This is a genomic window from Paenibacillus silviterrae (genome assembly GCF_030167925.1).
Classification (GTDB): Bacteria; Bacillota; Bacilli; order Paenibacillales; family NBRC-103111; genus Paenibacillus_G; species Paenibacillus_G silviterrae.
The window spans coordinates 1415531-1434144 of the sequence record NZ_JASKUT010000001.1; the positions used below are offsets into that span (position 1 = coordinate 1415531).

14 protein-coding genes are annotated in these 18614 nt (G+C 47.8%); 2 read left to right on the forward strand and 12 right to left on the reverse strand.

Annotated features, from left to right (window positions below):
• Positions 1 to 17: 17 nt before the first annotated feature.
• The 5 genes from QMO62_RS06105 to QMO62_RS06125 form a co-directional block, all read right to left on the reverse strand.
• The gene (locus QMO62_RS06105; RefSeq protein ID WP_284639413.1) at positions 18 to 899 is read right to left on the reverse strand and encodes a sugar phosphate isomerase/epimerase family protein; all 882 of its coding nucleotides are present in this window, start codon (positions 897 to 899) and stop codon (positions 18 to 20) included.
• Positions 896 to 1864 carry a sugar phosphate isomerase/epimerase family protein gene (locus QMO62_RS06110; RefSeq protein ID WP_284639416.1) on the reverse strand — a complete coding sequence of 323 codons (969 nt, stop codon included), beginning with the start codon at positions 1862 to 1864 and terminating at the stop codon, positions 896 to 898. The genes QMO62_RS06105 and QMO62_RS06110 overlap by 4 nt, the downstream gene beginning before the upstream one ends.
• 62 nt (positions 1865 to 1926) lie before the next feature.
• Positions 1927 to 3552: an extracellular solute-binding protein gene (locus QMO62_RS06115; RefSeq protein ID WP_284639418.1), complete on the reverse strand. Its 1626-nt coding sequence runs from the start codon at positions 3550 to 3552 to the stop codon at positions 1927 to 1929.
• Positions 3553 to 3677: 125 nt separating this feature from the next.
• Positions 3678 to 4574 (reverse strand): carbohydrate ABC transporter permease, encoded by an 897-nt coding sequence (locus QMO62_RS06120; RefSeq protein WP_284639420.1) that lies wholly within the window; start codon positions 4572 to 4574, stop codon positions 3678 to 3680.
• Between the two features lie 16 nt (positions 4575 to 4590).
• Positions 4591 to 5568, reverse strand: coding sequence for an ABC transporter permease (locus QMO62_RS06125; protein ID WP_284639422.1), 978 nt, complete (start codon positions 5566 to 5568; stop codon positions 4591 to 4593).
• Positions 5569 to 5914: 346 nt separating this feature from the next.
• Here QMO62_RS06125 and QMO62_RS06130 point away from each other — a divergent pair, with 346 nt between their 5' ends.
• Positions 5915 to 6826, forward strand: coding sequence for an AraC family transcriptional regulator (locus tag QMO62_RS06130; protein WP_284639424.1), 912 nt, complete (start codon positions 5915 to 5917; stop codon positions 6824 to 6826).
• A 397-nt stretch (positions 6827 to 7223) separates the two neighbouring features.
• Here the strand turns inward: QMO62_RS06130 and QMO62_RS06135 are convergent, their stop codons facing one another.
• The 4 genes from QMO62_RS06135 to QMO62_RS06150 form a co-directional block, all read right to left on the reverse strand.
• A complete protein-coding gene (locus tag QMO62_RS06135; protein WP_284639426.1) occupies positions 7224 to 7547 on the reverse strand; it encodes a DUF6807 family protein in 324 nt (107 codons plus the stop codon).
• A gap of 14 nt (positions 7548 to 7561) precedes the next feature.
• On the reverse strand, positions 7562 to 9148 hold the full coding sequence (locus tag QMO62_RS06140; RefSeq protein ID WP_284639428.1) for a glycoside hydrolase family 36 protein: 1587 nt from the start codon (positions 9146 to 9148) through the stop codon (positions 7562 to 7564).
• Positions 9149 to 9390: 242 nt separating this feature from the next.
• On the reverse strand, positions 9391 to 10668 hold the full coding sequence (locus QMO62_RS06145; RefSeq protein ID WP_284639430.1) for an ABC transporter substrate-binding protein: 1278 nt from the start codon (positions 10666 to 10668) through the stop codon (positions 9391 to 9393).
• Positions 10669 to 10874: 206 nt separating this feature from the next.
• The gene (locus tag QMO62_RS06150; protein WP_284639432.1) at positions 10875 to 11240 is read right to left on the reverse strand and encodes a cupin domain-containing protein; all 366 of its coding nucleotides are present in this window, start codon (positions 11238 to 11240) and stop codon (positions 10875 to 10877) included.
• A gap of 340 nt (positions 11241 to 11580) precedes the next feature.
• Between QMO62_RS06150 and QMO62_RS06155 the strand changes: the two genes are divergently transcribed.
• On the forward strand, positions 11581 to 12363 hold the full coding sequence (locus QMO62_RS06155; protein ID WP_284639434.1) for an SDR family NAD(P)-dependent oxidoreductase: 783 nt from the start codon (positions 11581 to 11583) through the stop codon (positions 12361 to 12363).
• Positions 12364 to 12458: 95 nt separating this feature from the next.
• Here the strand turns inward: QMO62_RS06155 and QMO62_RS06160 are convergent, their stop codons facing one another.
• The 3 genes from QMO62_RS06160 to QMO62_RS06170 all read right to left on the reverse strand — a co-directional run bounded on the left by QMO62_RS06160 (position 12459) and on the right by QMO62_RS06170 (position 18600).
• The gene (locus QMO62_RS06160; RefSeq protein WP_284639436.1) at positions 12459 to 13781 is read right to left on the reverse strand and encodes an MATE family efflux transporter; all 1323 of its coding nucleotides are present in this window, start codon (positions 13779 to 13781) and stop codon (positions 12459 to 12461) included.
• A gap of 118 nt (positions 13782 to 13899) precedes the next feature.
• Positions 13900 to 16893 (reverse strand): glycosyl hydrolase family 28-related protein, encoded by a 2994-nt coding sequence (locus tag QMO62_RS06165; protein WP_284639438.1) that lies wholly within the window; start codon positions 16891 to 16893, stop codon positions 13900 to 13902.
• A gap of 174 nt (positions 16894 to 17067) precedes the next feature.
• Positions 17068 to 18600 carry an extracellular solute-binding protein gene (locus QMO62_RS06170; protein ID WP_284639441.1) on the reverse strand — a complete coding sequence of 511 codons (1533 nt, stop codon included), beginning with the start codon at positions 18598 to 18600 and terminating at the stop codon, positions 17068 to 17070.
• Between the last annotated feature and the right edge of the window lie 14 nt (positions 18601 to 18614).

An 18614-nucleotide genomic window follows, 5' to 3' on the forward strand; every position in this document is an offset into this window, starting at 1 on the left:
CGTTCCAGCCCCTTTCGTTACACTGTTCGAAAGTTGTCGTACCCCAGCTGCTCCAAATACCGCTTGCTGGTTTGAATCGCTTCAAGCTGCGGCATCATCGGGTTGCCTTTGCGCGTTGCGCTCCATTGATTGCCGTCAAGCTCTACCATCGCATAATGGCTGTACTTGCGTTCTTCCAAATATTCAAGGATACCCTTAATATCAACAACCCCCATGCCTAGCGGCGTATACCCGAGGAAACCGGTCTTATCAATTTCTCGCCCTTCCGCATCACGTTCGACCGGGCCCCCGATATAATCCTTAATGTGAACCATGCGGATCAGCTCATAGTATTCTTTTATAAACTCGAACGGATCCGAGCCCCCCTTGGAAATTTGACCAAGATCCGGCGCGAAATGGACAACTCTCGAATCAACGGCGTTCATGACCCGGTGAATTTCATCCTCTGTTTCAACAGGTGTTCCAGTATGAGGGTGGAAGCAGCAAAGCAGCCCTTCATCCGCAATCCGTTTGGCAAGCTCGTTTATGGTCGTTTTCATATTAAGCAAATGCTCTGAGATGGTAAAGCCGCTGCGCTGCAGCATTGTACCGCCGATGACGATCACAGGACCGTTAAATTTTTGGTAGAGCCGGACCCAATCCATGACCTGTTGAATACCTTCTTCCCGTTTGCTTGCATCCACGATATCCAAATGGCAATATAAGGACGTCAATTGCAAATCGGCGCGCTCAAATACTTCCAGCAGGCTTCGGCTGCTTCGTTCCCATTCCTCCAGTACCCAACCGAACGTTTCCGAACCCCAATAGCCGCACGAACCGATGGCTGATGCGGCTTGCTCCACCTCTTTGTTATCCCAGGTAATGGCTGTGTGCCCGATCCGAATGTTTTGCCTCTTCATAAGATCCCCTCCGCATCCTGTATCTTCTCTTCAATTAAGCCTTGGATATACCGAATACCATGCTCGAAATATTCGTACTCCTGGTCCAGTCGATCCCGATTTGGGTCCCATACCATCCATCCCGGCTCGATCAGCAAGTGCAGCCCCTCGGCACGGGGACTATGCCTCGCGAGAAGATCGATGGCTGAAGATATATCGACATGTCCTTCCCCGAGTCGGCACCCCTGCGCAATCATCGGTATGTAGCCACGCACCGGCATATCGACTACGACCATATCCTTCATATGGGTCGTAAACGCATAAGGCGCCAGCGCTTCCATGTCTTCCTGCGGATCGCAAAACACCGTAAATCCATTAGCCGTATCCAGAGCGGCTCCGACATTCGGCATATTCGCTTTATCGAACAAATAAACCATCTCACGCCCGGTAAAATCGCAATGATTTTCCACGGCCAAGGCTATGCCTGCGTCGGCGGCGATTCTGCCCGCCTCACGCAGAGAGGGAACTAGGGAATCCAAATGCTCGTGAACGCTCATGCTCTTGTTAAATCGGCTGGTCTTGACATTCAGCCGGCCGTATCCGGTTCGTACAACCGGCACTTGGAGAAGCGCAGCAGCGTCGATCGCATTCAAGAATCGCGACTTCTCTTCGGCATCCGCATAGGAACCACTTACCCCGAAGGCGCCAGCGGTCGTAAGCTCCAGTTCCATCCCCAGTGAATCGGCTAGCGCTTTGATTTCAAGCAGCTTTCCGCGGTCGTCCGGTAGATGTCCGAAACCGATTTGGTGCACCGTACATCCCATTGCGGCCAGCCTGCGCATTTGCCATTCCGTGATGTCTTCCTTGGGCATTTCTTCCGGCGCCGGGTAAAAACTGCCTTGCACTCCGATTTTCATGGAGCGAATCTTTGCACTCACATTCCGTTCCATTTGCAGCTGATCAGCCGTTTCCTTCGTATCCAACATGCTCAGCTCCTTCCCAGAAATAACAGCGGGGACAATGAACCCCCGCTGCCGCATTCGATAATTTATTTCTTGGAACCCTTCCATTTCGCGTCATATTCCTTTTGCATGATGGAAATGTATTCATCAATACCCATTTGCTTCAACTCTGACTGGAACTTATCCCAATCCTTCTCGATGTTCAGGTTACCTACGATAAAGTCAGCCGTAGCAGCATCTACCCGTTTCTTAATCTCCGTCTGCAATTCGTTATGTCGTTTGGAAGTATCAGGATTAAAGAAGAACTTCGGCACCGAAACCTTCGGCGCGTATTTGTCATACATTTTTGCCGCCTTGAAAAGTTCGACCTCCAAATCATAACCGGACTTCAATGCTTCTCTTGCATCGGAACCGAAGGGCGGCCATCCTCCGTTAGCACCACTCCAGTGCGCATTCTGAGGCTGTCCCCACAAATCTTTGCCGATCAGCCTGAACTGAGCAGGTCCGCCGTTCGCTGCAATCGCATCCTTAGGCACTTCCCAGTTGACTCCCGGCACGCCGTAGCGGCCTCTCAAATAAGCTTCATGGGAATACATAAAATCAATCAGCTTAATGACTGCCTCAGGATGCTTGCTCTTGGCAGGAATGACGAACCGGTATCCGCCAACCATGCCATACTCATTGTAATACGACGTTTGAAAACCGTTAGGCCCTTTCAAAGGAGGTACAATCTCATAATTGAATTTTGTGGAATCGTTAGCTGCAAAAGCGTGCGGACCGCCATTGCCAACCGCAGCGACGGTATTCCCGTTATTTAACTCTACCAATTGCCTCAACTGAGGTTCATCATTGGTGAACGAGGACGGGTCAATCAGCCCTTCTTTAGACAGCTTATTCAGGTATCTTAAACCTTCCCGCCATTCAGGTGTCGTATAAGCGGCAACAACTTTGTCATCTTTCACATAAAGGCCATTGCTGTCATGGTAAGTGAATGCATTCATAATAAATTGATGGACATTAGAAAACCAGCTCTTCGGTGAACCGGCCAATCCGATTTCATCCTTCTTGCCGTTGCCGTTCGGGTCCATTTCTTTGGCGGCCTTCAAATACTTATAAAGCTCGTCCGTCGTAGTCGGCACGGACATGTTCAGAGTTTTCAGGAAATTTTTGTTCACCCAAAATCGCATCGCACGGTCGCAATTATAGCAGACCCCTACTTCAGGCACTCCGTATACATTTCCGTCAGGTGCGGTAGTGGCCTGTTTAATAGAGGGATAGTCGCTATACATTTTTTTCAGGTTCGAACCGTGTTTTTCAATTAAATTATTGAGATTGAGGAGAAGTCCTTGGGAGCCATATGTTGCCACCATGGAGTTGTCAAGGCTGAAGTTACCCATAACCAGGTCACCTAAATCGCCCCCGGAGGAAAGCTCCAAATTAAGCTTTGTCTTGGCATCGGCTGCAGGGTAGAGATTCCAATTAATATGGATATTAGTCTGGTCCTCCAGCCAAGTCGTAAACTCATTTTTGCCATATTCCCATGACACCACGTAGGGACTGGCAGGCACGGTTACGGTAATGTTAATCTTTTCCTTAGAAATCGGTAGTTGGCCAGCCGCAGACAGATTTGCCGCTTCCTTGGATTCCGTCTTGCCTGGCTGTGCCGCATTATCGGAGCTGCAAGCGGTTAAGAGCATAGAAGCGGATAGCATCGGAACCAAAACTCGGTTTAACACCCTTTTCCTCATATACATTCTCCCTTCAGTTATCTTGTGCTATATACAATGAAATCGGCCTTATCTATGGCATGCCTCTATAGTACGCCGATTTATTGCCGTCAACCTTTTATGGAGCCGATCATGACACCTTTGACAAAGTGCTTTTGTACGAACGGATAAACGAGCCATACCGGCAAGCTTGCCACAATGATGATGGAATATTTGAGCAAATCGGCCAAACCTTGCTTTCTTGTCATCGTTTCCGTATCCGTAATGCTGCTCGGATCGATCTCGCTCTGAATAAGGATATCTCTTAGCACGATCTGTAACGGGAACAACTCTTTACTCTTTAGGTAAATGAATGCGTTAAAGTAAGCATTCCAATGCGATACTCCGTAAAACAGGACCAAAACTGCAATGATGGCTTTCGAAAGCGGCAGTACGATATTCCATAAAAATCTTATGTGCGAGCAACCATCTATGGCAGCAGCTTCATAGAGCTCTTGGCTGATGGTGGATTGGAAAAAAGTCCGCGCGATGATCATATTCCAAACCGCAAGCGCGCCGGGGAGCAGCATCGCCCACCTCGTATCAATCATTCCCAGCGATTTCATCAGCAGGTAGTTGGGAATCAACCCTCCGTGAAACAGCATCGTAAACGCGAACAGGTACATGATCAAGTTGCGGCCGACCATCGTTTTACGGGAAAGCGGGTAGGCGGCCAAGATCGTCAACACTACATTGATTGTGGTACCGACCACCGTGTAAAAGATGGTATTTCCGTAGGCGGGCATAATTCGCGAATCTTTAAATACGGCGATATAACCTTCTAAAGAAAAGTCAACCGGCCATAAGAATACTTTGCCGGATATGATGGCAAGCTTGTCGCTAAACGAAGCGCTGAATACATAAATCAGCGGGTAAAGTACGATCAGCAGCGCAAATAACAAGATCAAATCATTAATCAAATAAAATATTTTATCCGATTTCGCAAGTCCAACTTTATTGGATCTCATGCTGCTGCCTCCTTTGTTACCACAGACTGGTTTCTCCTACTTTTTTGGCTATCTGGTTGACGATTACAAGCAAGATCATATTTACGACGGAATTAAATAGGCCGACGGCAGTTGCATAGGCGTAATCCGGAGCGCTGGATGCAAGGCTGACCGAATACACATAAGTGGATATCACTTCCGAAGAGCTGATGTTCAACGGATTCTGCATCAAGTAAATTTTCTCAAAGCCTATCCCCATTATCGTACCGGCATTTAAGATCAGCAGAGTTACAATCGTGGGCATTATACCCGGAAGGTCAACGTGCCAGATTCGCTGGAATCGGCTTGCCCCGTCAATCGTTGCTGCTTCATGAACCTCCTGGCTGATACCGGAAAGCGCCGCAAGGTAGATAATTGTCCCCCATCCTGTACTCTGCCATATCCCGGACCACACGTAGATGGACTTAAACCAATTCGGGTCTCCCATGAAATTGATCGGCTCAAGGCCAAAAAAACCGAGCCCTGTATTGACAATCCCGATCCGGGGATTTAAAAACTGCAGGATCATACCGACCATGACAACCGTGGAAATAAAGAAAGGCATATAAGTAATAAATTGAACGGCTTGCTTGAATCTCGTTCTTAAAGTTGCATTCAACGCTAAAGCCAAAATGATCGGAAGCGGAAATCCGGCAGCCAGCTCATATAAGCTAATAACGATTGTATTTTTTAATACCCGGAGAAATTGGTATGACTTAAAAAACTTCTCAAAATGATCAAGACCGACCCATGGACTACCCCAAATACCTTCAATGATTCTGAAGTTCTTGAAAGCAAGCTGGAGGCCATACATGGGAACATATTGAAAAATGATTAACCAGGCAACAGGCAGCAAAACAATCAAATACAATTGATAGTCATGCCGTATCTGTTTAAGTAGTCTGAGTCGCTCTTGTTTCTTGGCCGCTTTCATGTTTACCGCAGTGGCATTCAAGGTTGTTTGACTTTGTGCCATTTATCATAATCAGCCCCTTTTTCCAGGATATGAAATCGTTTTTACGAATACTTTTTTAAATAGACTTGAGGTCAATCAAACGATTTCATCCATTCTTTTTCGTATCTTTGTTACCCAAAAGCGCGAGTACCAAAATTGATGGAATACCTCCTCCTTCAGTGAAATAATTAACATAATTTAACTTGTAACCGTTCTCATTTAACCGTTTACATGCTAGAATGAACTGGATGAATGATGTTATGCTCATAGTGTATATGGATACAACAAGAATCAACATATCCAAACTGAGATACGAGTTACCCAAATTAATACCGGTCTCACGATAAAAAGAAGGCGGTGAAGCCAGGTGGCCAGCACGGAAAGGCCTCGTCCAAGCGAGTTTACTTTAGAGGAATATTTTGCAAAGGATATTCACACCAACCTCCATCTGTTCAGCATGCATGTACGCCGTGCTAAAGGAAATTGGTTCTTCCCTTCGCACGAGCATTTTCAATACGAAATCAATTATCTAATGGAAGGATGCCAGGATTTCACAATAAACGGGAAAACCTACAAGCAGAAAGCAGGCGATTTAATCCTGATCCATCCCGGTGAAATCCATTTTAATCGATCAGGCGACGGAAACGAGCTCACTTACTTCTGCCTGCATTTTCAAGTTGATGACAGTCAGCTGTTCTCTGTGCTGAATCGTTCCCGGCAGGCATTCTATCCTTCTCATTCTCAGATGACTATGAGAGTGCTTCCCCAGCTAAATCGATTGATACAATTCTCGAAGTTGCCTCATTCTTTACAGGTTCGGGATCGGATGTTCATGCTTTCCGAGCTGTTCCAATTATTCGGAAGTATAGCCGACGGACTTTTATCGGAAGAAAGCGTAGAGCACGCACAGCCGCAAAACAATGAATTAGCCGTTTATATAGCCAGCAGGATCGACAAATTGGTTAAAAATTCACACATACATGGCCTGGCCGATGTCGAGAGGATAGGAATCAAAGATATTGCCATGGAATTCGGTTTCAGTCTCTCCTATTGTAATCGGGTCTTTAAAAAGAGCTACCATATTTCTCCGCGCCAATACCTTTCGTCCTTAATGCTTCAAAAGGCCAAACATTTGCTAAAGCAAGACCTCCCTATCGACCATGTGGCCGAATTGCTCGGGTACCGTGAGATCGCCCATTTCAGCAGACAGTTTAAACGTTGGACAGGCAAATCCCCGTCACATTACAGACAAGAAATTCGAACGGACGGAGACTTCTAGCAATCAGGTAAATTGGCGTAAATGACTAGCGAAAAATGGATTACAAATGTGGGAGTATTTTGCGTCTGTTTATCAATCCATATGTATCAGGACGAAAACCGAGGAAATTTTCGAAGAAATTTTCGAAGCGAGTGGATTTGATGTGGGATCATCTCTCAGCAGGATGCGAAAAAGAAGTTCGCTTCCGCCGCTGTCCAGCATATGTTTTTGACAGATAGGTTTGATAGGTTCGACGATCGCGATGTGGTCGGTGTCCATGACGCAGGCATTTTGTCCGCACCGAGTAGTGAATTAGGTATGCCCGCAAACGGTTTCCTGATATGAGTGTGATATAAGAAAAAGAGACGATGTTGAAAACAACGTCTCTTTAGTATGCATTTATTCCAATAGCTCCGACTTAGGCGGATGGATATAATCCTGGTACTTGGCAGCTACCCGTGCCTGTTCGGTCGCCTTTGTAGAAATAAGCGATTCGTTCTCCTGCCGGCGTATTGTAAATGGTGATGGTGCGTGTCTCGTCGATTTGCGGCTTTCCCTTATAGCTTCCCCATACATTTTGGGCTGTGATGACACTGCACACCGGTCCGTCACTAAGCTCGGTAAAGCGCTGATGCAGCTGCTCCCCGTGCCGCTCGGCCGGCTCGTTCCAAAAGTCGATTCCGTTCACGTCGCCAATGGCAAGCCAAAGGGATCGATGACGCGGATGCTCTCGGTTCTTCAACTAACCATTCCTATCTAGATCTTTTTGGCTTCTTCCATAGAGGGCGTATGATAATAAAGTACTTTGGCGCAATGTGCATCCAAGCCTCTCAACTGAATGCTATTCGTGTACACCCCGATCTCTTCATCCGTCCAATAATCGTGTAGTCGATGGCTTCCGTCGTCTAAGAGAATCTCAAAATCCTTTGGCTCATCATCAAAATTAAAAACACAGATCACCTGGCGGTCCCCTAGATCAATTCGCCCGACAGTGTGGCTGTAATCGTCGAATTTGGCCGCCTTACCCGTCGGAGGCAGCAGTTTTTTTAACACATTGATATTGCTCTCCGACATCTTTGGAATGAGGTCTCCACTCAGAATCATACCGCCTGAAGCCAAAACGACCGCTTTATGGAATTGGAATTCCTGATCGGTGATGTCGGAATGCTTTTCAACGAATTCTCCACTGATCGTCTGCGATTTGAAGGTGACCCGTTCAAGCACGACAACGTCCGGGTCATTGTACCACAAGGTGTCGTTTTGCCAGCCCCGTGGAAACTGCTCCTTCGCGTTACCGCCCACGTGCTTCCAATCCCTAGCAATATCATTCGTGATCCGGTTGCCGTGAACAAGTCCTAGCAGCGGCCAGAACGGTGCGTTACAGCCGAGAATAAAGCTGTCGTGCCCGACTTCATCGACAATCGCCTTGATGCCCCGGCGGAACGCTTCGATTCGCGTAACGGTTCTATCGTAACGTATGCCCGGTAGTGCGCCGTACTGCAGGAAATCCATTTTGAAATAGCGCCAGCCCCATTCGTCATGCATGGTTCTGACCACGGATCGCAAATAATTCAGCGCTTCCGGATGAGTGCTGTCCAGCATATACCATTGCTTTTCGGGAGTCTTCTTTTTCTGCCCGATGACGTTATACGGATTTCCCTCTTCATCTTTGACCAGCCAGTCAGGATGCTCCTGCCGAAGCCTTGAGCCTGGCTCAACGATAAAAGGTGAAAGATATCCGGAAGCCTCCATTCCGCTCGCCCGGATGCCTTCGCTGATCGTCTTGACATCGGCACCAAGTCCTGGTCTTGGAATCAGGAAGTCGCCGTTTGCAGCCGCATAGCCACCGTCAATTTGTATTCGCTTCAGCTCGGGAATACGCTGCTTCATTGCACGGGCATTGTCATAAAACCCCTCCGCTGTCATTGGACGCAGACAATAGTAGGAGCACCAGCCCGTTGGAATTTCCGGGTAATGCATACGAGGATGGTTGCGGTTCAAATGTCCGGCGAGCTCCGTAAAAAGCGCATTATGATCGGAGCCGGTTGAGAAAACGAATTCCTCCAGGTTCCACGAGCCTCCCGGTGCCAGCGTCAAATCTTCCGTATCCATGATCACCTCAAGATACGACCCTCTGAACCTGATCTCACCGGAAAAGCGATGGCACGACGTAAAGGCTAGCAGCTGATGTTCTTGCTTTTCCGGCGAGAGCAACAACAAGTTATAGACGGACCAAACGTTTTCATGAAACGGCGATCTCGGCAGACGGAAAAAATCCCAGTCCGTTCCATACGCTCCAATGACATGCGGCGACGCTAACGTTCCCCCGTATTGCGTAAGCATTTGGTATCCTTCCCCGTAAAAAGGAGTATCCGGAGCATACGGTGTTTCACCGGAGAATAAGACTATCTCTTTTATTCGCAGCGGCCGGTCGGAACAGTTGATCACAGCCGTACTTAACAAATGATCCGACCAAACCTTCTCAACAGTCACATCAGTAGCGCTAGCCGTTGAGCAATCAGAGAGTCTAACGGATGAGTCGAGTTTCTTTAGTTGTTCTAAAGTTAACATGAAATCCTCCCTAGTTATTGTTTTTTCTTCGATTCCACCAGCTTATTGAGCGCCTCATCGGCCTCCCGTAAGGCGGTATTGATATCCTTTTCCTTCCGAAGTACGGCCTCATAGGCATCCGAAACAATCTTGTTCGTATCGCTGCCTTGATATTGGGAAATTCGCGGCACAGAGGGTTTCAGCTTCACCATGCTGACCAGGTTCAGCGTTTTTCCTTGGAACTCAGGGATGCCTTTGCCGAACTCTTGTTGGACCTTATCGTCTTTAAGTACGGACATCTTCGCATTCTTAGAGAAAAGGAGCTGTACTTCGTCGGAGAGCACGGTTTCAATGACGAGGAATGCCGCGTCCTTCACCTTGCTTTGCTCCGTGATGGACATGTTCGGAGAATCGACATTTGTGCTGTAGCCCATATGATCCTTATGCTGAGGATAAGTCACAACATCCCAGATCATATCCGGGGCCTGACGCAGTGCGTTCAAGGTCGAGCTGTAACCCGTGATCATCGCGAGCTCCCCTTTTATGAAGGCCTGCTGGTTGTTGCCGTAATTAATTGTATTGTAAGGAGCGTCCGAATTACCGGAATAATTGTAAATTTTGTCCCATAGCTCAAAGGCATTTTTCCACGGTTCTGTCATCAGGGCCGATCTGTCGTTTTTATCAAGTTGTGTGAGTGTAATCTGGTTTATCATCCGGTTTACACCGTCCGGAAAAAAGCCGCGGTATTGAGTTCCGTCGTAAACTCGGGTTATTTTTTTGCCTAGATCGCCCACTTCTTCCCAGGTCATGCCATCCTTCGGATAGGGCACGCCGAATTTATCGAATACTCCTTTATTGTAGAATAGACCGAACGTGTTGTTATATGCCGGAAGACCGCCCAAATAGTCAACGGCCCCATTGACTTTGATGTATTCCAGCATCTCCGGATGAATCCGGTTCAGATCAAAATTATATTTTTTGATGAGAGGCTCCATGTTGTGGAACAGCTGCAGCTCCTTCAGCTGCTTCAGCGTTGCTCCGTAACCGACCACGATATCCGGGATGTTGCCTGCCGCTACCAGCTCGTTTAGCGAAGAGCCTTTCTCCGACATGTTCATATATTCTACAGTTATATGAGGGTATTTCTTCGCTACGGGATCTTTCACATATTGCGCAAAGTCTTTCTCGTTAAAAGGTCCCGAGGTTGTCGCAAATTTCACCGTTACCGGGTCTGTACTGATTTTCGCGACTTCCGTAGTTTGTTGCGGTATCGTGTCTCCGCCGCCGCTGCAGCCACCTAATAATAAAGCCATGCTGATTGAGATAAAGCGATTTCTTTTCCCTTTCATTAGTGCCATGGTAACCCTCTCCTCTCAAAAGTTAGGCAAACCTCGTGGTTGTTCAAACTTTGAATGAAAGCGCATGCAATTTAAACGGGAAATCACCCGACGGCTTGGCTCTTCAATGAACCCCCCGGATGATAGGTATAACGTCTTTGTCTTTGCAGCTTGCCTTCGTATTAGGCTTCCCTTTGATTTTTATGTCTCTCGGGGCCGGCGTGGCACCACAGGGTAACAATCGGATCTTCCGTGCTGGAATGAACGTGATGATCCTCACCCGGCTCTACGATGATGATGTCCCCCGTTGTAATCGGATGAAACGAGCGATTGATTTCGATGGAGCCCTTCCCCTGAACGACGACAAATGCTTCACAGTCTTTGTGAACATGGAAGTCGATGCCGCCCGGTCCGTCATTCGTATGGCTGCGCTCACCCGGCTTCGTGAAGGCAAGTCCCCCGGAGCTTAAATATTCTCCCGGCAAAATATGTTGCAAAATATGCCCGCTTTCTACATCCTGTAAATCCTTTAACCGATACTTCTTCATATCAAGTACCCCTTTCCTCCATTCACTATGAAACACCACTTTCGGCGGCGAACCTCAGGATATCGGCGAGCATACTGGTCCTAGTGCACTCTATTGCGGCGTGAACCAAAATTCCCGCGAGAATAACATCCAGAGACAATCACTTCCACCGTTGTGCTGTTTGCAGAGTATTTTATAACTATTAGAGTCAAAAGAGCATGAAATAATTTACGATATACCTAAGAGTTTTTTCGGTTTTATTAGAGAAACGAGATCGGCTTACTGCGTGGCAGTTAAAGTCTATAGCCGGACGTTCAATGTGTTATAATTTTCCTGAATAAAGCGATAAGGAGTTGTGAGTATGGAGCTTGGATTACGGGGCAAGGTTGCACTCATCACGGGCGGCAGTAAAGGGATTGGCCTGGCTGCGGCTATGACGCTTGCTACGGAAGGAGCCAGGGTGGCGATTTGCGCAAGAAACGAGGAGCAGTTGAAGGCTGCTGCAGCACGAATTCGGGAGGTACCGGGGGCTGAGGTATTGCACTTGCAAGGCGATGTGACCTCTGCGGAGGATTGCCGCCGACTGGTGAACCAAACATACGAGCATTACGGTCGGCTTGACATTCTTATTAATAATGCGGGAACAGCTGCGGCAAAAACGTTCGAGCAAGTCGAGCCCGAGCTCTGGGCATACGATTTGGACTTGAAGCTCTTCGCGTCCATACATTGCTCGCGCGCCGTACTTCCTTACATGCGTGAAGCCGGCGGTGGAGCTATTGTCAATATAACGACTTCATCGGCCAAGGCGCCGGGTGCTTCCTCACTGCCAACGAATGTAAGCCGTGCTGCGGGTCAGGCGCTGACGAAGGCGATGAGCAGAGACCTCGCTCCTGATCAAATTCGCGTGAATACGGTATGCATCGGAATCATTCGGAGCGACCAAATTGAAAAGGCGTGGAAACGAACGGCGCCGGAGCTGACGTGGGAACAATACTCTAGGGACCCTAGACATCAAATTCCTCTGGGACGAGTCGGAGAAACGGAGGAAGCGGCCAAGGTCATCGCGTTTCTCGTCTCAGATGCCGCTTCCTATGTGACAGGTACATCCATCAATGTTGACGGCGGGAAAGGTCCCGTATTATAAAAACCACTGCTTCCGGTGTTTGAGCCTAACGGCTCTTCTCCGGAGGCAGTGGTTTTGTAATAAATTCATGCAGGATTAGGATCTGCAATTTGCCGTCAATGTATTTCTCGAAATATTTCCCGTTCCACCGGCGAAGGAAGCCGCCCCCTTTTCTTCCACCTGTGGACGACCAGCAGTCCTCGTATGGCTTCGTCACAAATCATGGCTGAATATACGCCGATAATACCTAAGCCGAGTGCGATGCCGAACCAATACGTAAAGCCGGCCGCAACAAACCACATCGACAGCATGTTGGTCAGCGCCGTATAACGCGTGTCTCCTATTCCGTTGAGGGAAAAGGCAAAGGCTTGATTGACCATCTTTAGCGGCTGCAGCAACACGTTGATGAGAAATAGCGGAAGCGCGATCCGGAGCACCTCGGTGTCCGAGGTGAACCAGCCGAGCACTCGTTGACCCAAGATCGCCAGAACGATCGTACAGACTGTTACATAAATTAATCCGCCCCACAAAGCCCTATAAGCGCTCCGATAACAGTTGTCATAATCACGGGCTCCGTAAAGATGGCCAACACGAATTTGGGAGGCCATAGCGACGGACATCCCTACGAGCCACGGCAACGATTGAACCGTACTCATATAAGTAAATGCAGCGAGTGTGGCCGAGCCCATTGAGGCAACGGCCGCGAAAATCAGTGTCTGCGTATAGTTCCAGGAGGCGGCGTTGATGGACATCGGCCAGCCGACATGCCATACTTCCTTCATCCGGGGCAGATCCCAGCCCTTCCAGTCATATCTGCTTAAGCCGGGCTCAAAGGAACGTCGCAGCAGTATAAAGCTGAACACCAAAGCAACAAATCTGCTTGCTACGGTAGATACCGCTACGCCCAGGATACCCAACTGGGGCAATCCAAAGGGGCCGAAAATAAATATATAATTCAGCACCACGTGAAGCGCATTCATCCCCAGTACAATCAACATCGGGCCTTTAGTATTTCCAGTATTCCGTACGATGGCTGTCATTGAGGCATGCAGCGACATAACGAACGCTCCTGCGCCGACCATACTTAAATAGGCAACGGCTGTGGGAAGAATATCTTCGGGAGTCTGCATGAGCCCTAGCAGCCCCTCGGCGCAAATAAACATGACGATACTAAGCATGATCCCTACAACCAAATTCGCCTTTAGAGAAGCGACGGCTGTCCGTTTGGCTTGCTCCGTCTGTCCCGCACCCAGCTTTTGTGCAATCACAATGCCGGCCCCGGCACTCATCATCATGAACATGACATTCATAGCGTTCATCACTTGGGTTGAGAGCCCGACGGCTGAAACAGCGTCATCCGTAATCCTGCTGACCATCAAGGTATCGGCAGTCCCCATCAGAAAATTTAGAAACATTTCCAGAGCGATAGGCCAAGACAAGTGCCATAAGGATAATTTGCTGGTTTTCCGCTCCAAGCTTTCCGAAATGCTAAGTCACCCTCTCATGTATGTACCGTATTGTGTAACGGGAATAGTAGGTTTAGTCGGCTATCGTTCTCTATTGGGTCATCCTACCCGGCACCGATACATTGCTTAAAGCCTTGAGTGGAGTAAGCTCGCTGCCCCATGTATTTTTGTAGTAGGAGCAATTAGTAACCTGGATTTGACTTGAATGTTTTAGCTGAATCACATTCGCGTTACCGCTCCCTTTAACCATTTGAATTCGGTCCATCACAGCGTTCTTTACATCGTCCAACACAATGGCATACCGGTCATCATTATTCTCGAAATTTACGTTGACCTTCGTAAAGGTAAGACCGTCTACATGTCTTGCCCAGAAGCCATAGGAGGGCTGTATTCCAATGTCGCCCACATTGTACTTCCCGACGCCCAGCTCCGGAGGACTGATCTCCGAGTCGGCTAACGTATGCCCTCCCTTTACCAAAACATCCACATCCTCAAAATGTAAATTCTCGATATAGCCTATGCTGCGTCCGTCCGGAAGCAACGGTCCGCCATTGCCCACCCTATAACCGGCAATGATCGGCGTTGCCTTGTGCTGGTCAATGTAAGGAACCCATCGTTTGGAAGGTTCGACATATTGACTTCCTTGATAAACCTCTTTGATATTCACATCCTTGATATAGATATTTCGTACCCGTCCGATATTGACATTCGTGCTCAACAGCTCATCTCTTACCACGCCGTTTTCCACAAATTGCATTCTTTCGGCCTGACCGCCAATGACACGTCCCCGGTTGGAGATAGAAATAAAGAAAGGAGCGCGAGTACGCCTCATTTCCGACTTATGGTGGATCGGACCCGTCTGGCCGTAATTCAAGAAAATATTTTCGATATGACCGCCGTCATTAGTGGAAATCGAAAATCCCGCCTTATTGCCTGCGAGAACATAAATATTATCTACATACACATTTTTTATGTCGTCGGCGGTTTCACTGCCGATTTGGAACAAATTGCAATTCGTGTCACCGATAATATTACGGACAAAATACGTCGTTGCCGGTCTTGTGTAGCCTAAAGAACAGTCGCTCCCCGGCTTTACGATATCATCGGAAACACCTTTGGCGTAAATGTTTTTGGCTGTAACATAGCTGCATTGCATATAGTCGAACACATCTCTGGCGCCGCCGCCGATCCCCTTATCGTAATAAAAGTCATGCGTGTTGATATGATCCGTACCGGTTGCAAGCAAGGCAAAATGTCCAGCCTGGTCTACTTTCAGCATGTTGCTAATATCTTTTTCCCTGACTTCGTGGTGGCCATCGGGATCAATACTCTTAATATAGTAAGGTTCGTCGGTTGCAGGAGAATCCGTCTCTTCATACCACAGGTCCAGACCGTTGTCCAAACCGCCAAATTCAAAGTTTGTGCTCAGCTTCACGGTAACCATCTTATCCGTACGGTTGTCCGGCGGATTGCTCATGACTCTATCGCCAGTCACCAAATTGCCATTGCCAGTAATTCTGCCGTTACCGATAATTTTAGCATTATCAATGCGTTCACCGAAAAACATGCTGTTTCTAAAGTAATGATGGCCTACATCCTGCTTGGTCAAGTAGTTCTCAGGATCGTCGTAGGGACCACTGTCCGTTGGGGATGTACCGGAGCGATAAGCTTGATCCGAAAAATAAGTCGTCTCCGGGGCATCGCCCCCTCTTAATGCGGCTATGGTAGCATCTTTATTAACGTAAAGGTATACATTGCTTTGGAGATGAACGGTTCTCACGTGAAACGTACCTTTCTCAAACAGCAGCGTTCCGCCGCCCAGGAGATTCAAGTACGATATTGCCTCATTAATAGCCTCAGTGTCATCAGCGATCCCGTCACCCTTTGCGCCCATCTGCTTGGCATTGAATTTATCTGTGTACAATTTGGCAATATTCGAATATCCCTTATTCAGGCCGCCGGTAACAACAAGATTAAACCAATACTCCGTATTCGGCGTAAGATGGCCTACCTCTACCTGTTCACTTCGTATATCAATCTTTACCTCGTTTACTGTCCATGTGGCACCCTTATCCGTCGATTGCATCAATTGAATGAGATCGGCATGTTTCGCATGACTCCAGCTGAATCTCGCTTTAGTATAGGTGTCGGGTGTTTCCTTGTAAGTCAAGCTTTTATCTACTATTCTCTTGAAACTGCTTATGGTGTTAACTACGTGAAGGTTAACTTCACTCCATGGACTTGTTACTGTTTCCGGCTCCGTTGTGGTATAGGATGCTTCGATTCTATAGTTTCCTTCCGTAAGATTCACGCTCTTGAAAGTGATTTGAAGGTCCTGTCCATTGTCTGGTCTTAAATCTAGACCCCTAAACGTCATGACTTGACTTCCATCCTGATGGTTATCAATGGCGACCGTGCCCACCTGCTGGAACCGGTAGCCTGCTCCCACCCTGCCTATCGATTGGAGCGCAAGCTCGGACAACTTCACATCACCCCGTCCGATCACATTAACCGTCGCATTATCCATGGTAACTCCGAAACCTTTTGGAAGCTTAACTACAACCTCTGTTGCCGGACTTCTCATCCCCGCAAAAAAATTCAAAACGACGTCGGATGACGTATCTGCTGTGATTTCACTGTCAACCAGCAGCAGCTTGCCTCTTACCGCTCCTTTAATAAAGTTAATCGTATAATCGTGGCCTTCATGATCGGCAATTACAGTTACAACATCTCCCTGCACCAACAGATCATTCAACGCTTTTTGCGTGCCGTTTGCAGCCTTGACCTCGTAGGTTTGAGGTTTGGATGTTTTGGAAGTAATTTGCTTGAAAAGCTCGCCAACAGTTTTAATAGTCATTGTGGTGCGTCCTGCGCCTGGAGCCGTATCAACGGTATAAAGATAGGTATCGCCCGATGTAATCGAAATCGTATCATTCGATATTTCGTAAATATTCACACCATGTTCCGAAGGAACAATGGATAACTTATCAGGTACACGGTGAGTGTCACTGCCATTCGTTGATACATGTGAGGAAGTGATTTTCCGGCCGGTCATTCCCGATAACATTTTCTTGTTGCTCTCCATCGATCTTCACTCCTTAAAGAATATCCCTTTCGAAATACATACATAGTATTTTATAGCAATTACTACCACGATTAACATGTATTTTTTTACGATATTCCTATTATTATTTTCGGTTTTATTACAAAAAAAGAAAATGCAGCCAGCTCTTTAGCGCCAGCTGCATGTATTGCTTTACTACTGCGACTTACGCTTCTGATACTCCGCGTTCATTTCTTCGATGATCTTCTGGTAGGTGGCATCCTTCTTCAGCTGATCGACCAGCTTATCCCATTCCTCGAGCGGAACCTTGCCGATAATCACCTGTGTTTTCAGATCGGCAATTTTTTTCGTATAATCGGCGCCCAGCTTCAGCTCTGTTTCCGAGACGAGGCCGATGGTCGGATCCCCGACGGAAATTTTGCTGCGTTCCTCGGCTATTTTCATATTTCGCTGATAAGTCTCCTTCGGCATGCCGGCTGCATATTGCCATAAATCTACAACCGTGGTACTGAACATTTTGCCCCAAGAAGCCGTACCTACGCTATCGGATACCGCCTTATCGTTGGCAACCTTCATACCGTCTGTCACAGTGTAATGGACATCTTTTATTCCATATAACGTAAGATCCAAGCCTTCACCGCCGGAGCCATAATTGATAAAATTCAAGATCGCCTTCATCTTCTCCTCAGGCACACTCTTCGGTATCGCAAGAATCCCGTTCATACCCGAGGCTTGAGAAACGAAGGGCTTGCTTCCCGCTTTAGGAGCCAAAGAAACCAAAGGGGTCCATTCGACCTTCGGATCCTTTTTCCATTGGTCCATAGTATAGCGGAACAGCGCTTCCGGGGTTTCCACGGTTACCCCGGCTCTTCCGCTTGTAGCGAGCTCCCAATATTGGGTTTCCTTCAGCACAGGGAAGTCTTGGGGGATAAGGCCTTCCTGGTAGAGCTTGCGCTGATAGGCAATGGACTCTCTCACCTCCGGCTCGAGATTTACATTCACAAGCTTGCCGTCCTTCTCCTTCCACTTGCCGACCGTTCCGGTAAATACTTCTTCAATAGCCGACGCGCCGCGCATGGTGAATCCGGTCGTATCCTTTTTGCCATCCGGTGAATTGTCTTTAAAAGCCTTCATAGCCGTATAAAGCTCATCCATGTTCGTCGGCATTTTCAATCCAAGCTTATCTAACCAGTCCTTGCGGATCGAGAAAAATCCTCCACCGTCCAGAGGCCGACCGGCCGGCACGCCGTAATTTTTCCCGTCGATCTTCGTATTGTTCCATACCTTCGGATTCATGGCCATCAGATTGGGATAGTCCTTTATATAGGGAGTAAGATCCCAGAAGGCTCCCTGCTTCACCATCTGACGGAATAACGGTGTAGTCACGCTCGGGATTTTTATTAAGTCGGCAATGTCCCCTGCAGCGAGTGCGACATTGACGCGGTCCCCATAATCTCCTCCCGGTATCCATTGCACCGTCAGCTTCGTATTCGTTCTCTTTTCAAACTCCTTCTGAACCGAGTTGTCCGGTGAAGGCGGCTGCGCAATGGTATAATCCACCATGATTTTAATCTCGGTAGTCTTACCGGTCGTCTTTCCGTCCTCACCTGTCGGATTCGTAGATGGAGGCGAAGAAGAGCACGCGGTGATGAATGACGATAATACGAATAGTGAAGACAAAGACACAAGTCCCTGTTTCTGAAATAACTTGCTATCCCTGGTTTTCATACAAAACTCAGCTC

Coding starts and splice junctions, on each gene's coding strand:
- QMO62_RS06105 (WP_284639413.1), bottom strand. CDS start 899: ATGAAGAGGCAAAACATTCGGATCGGGCACACAGCCATTACCTGGGAT.
- QMO62_RS06110 (WP_284639416.1), bottom strand. CDS start 1,864: ATGTTGGATACGAAGGAAACGGCTGATCAGCTGCAAATGGAACGGAAT.
- QMO62_RS06115 (WP_284639418.1), bottom strand. CDS start 3,552: ATGCTATCCGCTTCTATGCTCTTAACCGCTTGCAGCTCCGATAATGCG.
- QMO62_RS06120 (WP_284639420.1), bottom strand. CDS start 4,574: ATGAGATCCAATAAAGTTGGACTTGCGAAATCGGATAAAATATTTTAT.
- QMO62_RS06125 (WP_284639422.1), bottom strand. CDS start 5,568: ATGGCACAAAGTCAAACAACCTTGAATGCCACTGCGGTAAACATGAAA.
- QMO62_RS06140 (WP_284639428.1), bottom strand. CDS start 9,148: ATGCTTACGCAATACGGGGGAACGTTAGCGTCGCCGCATGTCATTGGA.
- QMO62_RS06145 (WP_284639430.1), bottom strand. CDS start 10,668: ATGGCTTTATTATTAGGTGGCTGCAGCGGCGGCGGAGACACGATACCG.
- QMO62_RS06150 (WP_284639432.1), bottom strand. CDS start 11,240: ATGAAGAAGTATCGGTTAAAGGATTTACAGGATGTAGAAAGCGGGCAT.
- QMO62_RS06155 (WP_284639434.1), top strand. CDS start 11,581: ATGGAGCTTGGATTACGGGGCAAGGTTGCACTCATCACGGGCGGCAGT.
- QMO62_RS06165 (WP_284639438.1), bottom strand. CDS start 16,893: ATGGAGAGCAACAAGAAAATGTTATCGGGAATGACCGGCCGGAAAATC.
- QMO62_RS06170 (WP_284639441.1), bottom strand. CDS start 18,600: ATGAAAACCAGGGATAGCAAGTTATTTCAGAAACAGGGACTTGTGTCT.